Source organism: Pedobacter sp. 05L430 (assembly GCF_056397585.1).
On record NZ_JBFTNT010000421.1, the window covers coordinates 1 to 3,419 of the forward strand.

General features: G+C 34.2%; 4 protein-coding genes. 2 read left to right on the forward strand and 2 right to left on the reverse strand.

Features of this window, described 5'->3' with window-relative positions; all coding sequences use genetic code 11:
- Together AC1DG9_RS25815 and AC1DG9_RS25820 are read left to right on the forward strand one after the other, a co-directional pair.
- Positions 1–258 (forward strand): helix-turn-helix transcriptional regulator (locus AC1DG9_RS25815; protein WP_477635542.1); only part of this gene is annotated, 258 nt, incomplete at its 5' end.
- Positions 259–895: 637 nt separating this feature from the next.
- A complete protein-coding gene (locus tag AC1DG9_RS25820; protein WP_477635543.1) occupies positions 896–1,444 on the forward strand; it encodes a cupin domain-containing protein in 549 nt (182 codons plus the stop codon).
- A 335-nt stretch (positions 1,445–1,779) separates the two neighbouring features.
- Here the strand turns inward: AC1DG9_RS25820 and AC1DG9_RS25825 are convergent, their stop codons facing one another.
- Together AC1DG9_RS25825 and AC1DG9_RS25830 are read right to left on the reverse strand one after the other, a co-directional pair.
- Entirely contained in the window at positions 1,780–2,499 is a 720-nt protein-coding gene (locus AC1DG9_RS25825; RefSeq protein WP_288882647.1) for a LytR/AlgR family response regulator transcription factor, read from the reverse strand.
- Between the two features lies 1 nt (position 2,500).
- Positions 2,501–3,304, reverse strand: a complete 804-nt coding sequence (locus AC1DG9_RS25830) for a sensor histidine kinase (RefSeq protein ID WP_337717408.1) — start codon at positions 3,302–3,304, stop codon at positions 2,501–2,503.
- Positions 3,305–3,419 lie beyond the last annotated feature (115 nt).

Here is a 3,419-nt window from a genome sequence, read left to right on the forward strand (position 1 = left end):
GTCGCAAGCGCATCATTTTTGTCCGTTAACCATTTGTTGCGAACTTTTAAGCAGGTATTCGGCATGTCGCCTTATCAGTACTTAATGCTAACGAGATTAAACCGAGCTAAGAATTTATTGAGTACTGAAAATGGTCCCATTAATGAAATTGCATTTGCTGTTGGTTATGAATCTACCAGCTCATTTATAAGAGTTTTCAAGGCACAATTTAAATTATCACCTCTTAAATATAGAAAGGCTTTGTTTCAAGTTGAGTGATAAAGAATTCAAGGGTGACTTAATTGAATTTCTGATATTGAATATTATTGTTAACTAGCTGTATGGTGTTCATAGGGTAATATCCTTAAGTATTGCCCTAGTGTTCGTTCAAAGGCCTTTGGTATTGTTGGATGTTTTTTATCCTCTCTTTTGATATTGCCATACCCGAACAAATAGTCCTTGGTTTTTTCTTGCTGCTAAATCTGCAAATCCTAATTTTGTCTGAGCGATAGTTGTAATTTATGATCTACATCTCGCAAGGAGATAAAGTGTAAAACTGTTCATTCTCGCTATTAAAAGCTCACTATACTTATCTGTTTTACTTTTATCGTGGTGTACGTGTGCAGCTGTAACACATTATTCTATTCTATTGTAATTGGTAAGAGTTATAGTGCCGCTTTCTTCAAATGGGTTCACATGACCAACTTCCCAGCCTTAACTAGCTAATACGGTTGGTACAATGGTCCCGAATCTTTTGTGCACATCGAAACTTTCAGCCGTAAATCCATAGAGATTTACAAGTATTTTAGGGCTGCTTTGATCTTCTGGAATTTCAGATAAAGCCATGTATAGGAATTTTTCCCAAACAATAATTTCATCAAGGTTAAGGAGTCCAGTTTAAGAATGCTATGATTAGATGATTACAAACCAAGCAACAGGTCAGGTCATTAAGTTTATTAAAAGTAATAAAGACGCAAATAATGGGCTATTAGAAATGGAAGCGGTATATGCTGCTTTTTCTGATGAGCCGCCACTGCATTACCACCCTATACAAAAAGAAGTATTTAACGTTTTAGCYGGAGAGTTAACCGTAAGAATGAATGCAGAGATAAAGATTTACAAAAAAGGAGAGGAATTTTGTATTGAGCCTGGTGTTCATCATAGCATGTGGAATTCGGGCTATTTAGATACAATGGTAAGTTGGAAGATTTTTCCGCCGTTACAAACAGAGGCATTTTTGAATACATTGACTAATTTGGCCAATGAGGGCAAAACCAATAAGGCAGGTATACCACCATTGCCACTCATGCTTTATTTATTAAATAGGTATAGAAATAGTTTCAGGCTGAGTAAATTAAGTAAAATAACACTGTCTGTGTTGTACTTGTTTTTCTACCCCTTTTTTTTGCTAATGCGTTATCGAAGTAAAATAGCAACTATGCAATCTTGTTCCGTTTCTGAATAAGCTAAAATTTGATCTCAAATCACTAAGTGAAATTAACCAGGATGAAGAGAATTTTATTTTTGATATGTTGGGTAAACAAAATCAAGCCTTAGGATCCGTAACTTATCCGTAGTTCAAACGATGCAAAATGATGCTGTATTTCTTTTGAAAGGATCCTTGGAAAGGAGCGCATCAGGCAAGTTAACACTTCGGCCAATGAACAATATTGTACGCTTCCCTTAAAGTATCGAAATTCAAGAAAATCACTAATAGATGGAAGAAACTACTTGATGGATAGTAATGACCAGATAAAAATAAAGGCGAACAGAAATGTGATTTTTAAGATGGGCTAATTTTTACAATTCTCTCAATCTTTTATGGCATGCTGCTTTATAGTTTCTGCCAATTGGAATTTCTTTACCCAAAAGTTCTACAGAATAGGAATGGAAACTTTCAACTTTTGATAAGGAAACAATAAATGAACGATGGATTCGTACAAATTTATCTTCAGGCAAAAGATCTTCTATTACACTGATCATTTGTTTTGAGATTAAGACTTTATCTTTGAGCACAACTTTGATGTAGTCTTTTAAGCTCTCAATCCAATAGATGTCACTTACATTCACTTTTACCATTTTTCGTTCTACTCTTAGATAAAGAAAAGTATCTGTTTTTTGTTCTGCAGGTTTTTCAACCAAGCTTATTTTTTGGTAATTGGCTTTTTGTAAGGTGAATAACTTTTCAATAGCTTTAAGAAACCGATCAAATCCAATGGGTTTTAATAAATAGTCGATAGCATTTAAGTCGAAACCTTCGAGTGCATAATTTTCAAAGGCAGTCGTGAAGATTACTTTTGGCGGATTTTTAAGATTCCTGATAAAATCAGTTCCTGTTAGACCCGGCATTTTTATGTCTAAAAAAATAAGATCTACTTTTGTTTGCTGCAAAATTTTAAAAGCTTCAATGGCATTACTACATTTTGCAACAATATCAAGTTCTGAGAAGTTTGATATATGGCTCTCAATTACTTCAATGGCATGTGGCTCATCATCCACAATTAATGTTTTGATCTTCATCTTAATACTGTTTTGTGAGGTCTAATTGCATAATTGCTATCGACATTTCTTCTCCTTCATGCATCTTCAATTCATAACCGCCAGAAAATTGTGCCTCTAATTTTTTATGTAGGTTTTTAAGCCCATTGAGCTCAAAGGTGTCTGTTTGACTTAAGGGTTTAAATTTGGGTAAACTATGAGATACCTTAAATTTAATATTACAGCCTTTGATTTCCAAGTTAATATTTATCCAGGGATCTTCGATAGTCTCGCTTATACCTTCCCTAAAAGCATTCTCTACTAGGGGGAACATTAAAAGAGGGGGGATTCTTTGTTCTAGAATTTCTCCATTAATACTAAAAGAAAGATCTAATCGATCGTCGTACCTAATTTTTTCAAGTTCAACATAGCTGTTTAAAATTTCGATATCCCTTTTTAACGGTACACTTGAGTGATGACATTCATTAAGCATATATCTTAAAATACTGGACAAGCCAAGTACTATTTTAGGAGATTCTGGAGATTTAATCAAGGTCAATGCATATAGATTATTAAGCGTATTGAACAGGAAATGAGGATTAAGTTTTGCTTTTAGAAAATCGACCTCCGATTGAAGTACAACCTGCCTTCTTTCAAACCAGATTTTAAAATATTTAATAGATATGGCAATCCAAATTACCGTATTGCTTTGTTCTAGTGCATTGATTAAATAAATGGGGTTGATCAGCTGTTCTATAAAAGTACCATTCAGCTTTTTCCATTTGAAACCTGGAGATTGTGCCTGCATCTTCTTTAAGATGTAAGGATCTACTATGGTGATTTCCATAATTCGAAATAGCAGCGTACAGAAGATGCAACAGGCTAATATACCTAGGATTAAGACGCTGCATTTCTTCTTGTTCAAGTTTTGGGGTATCAACCAAATCGTTACACTATAATAG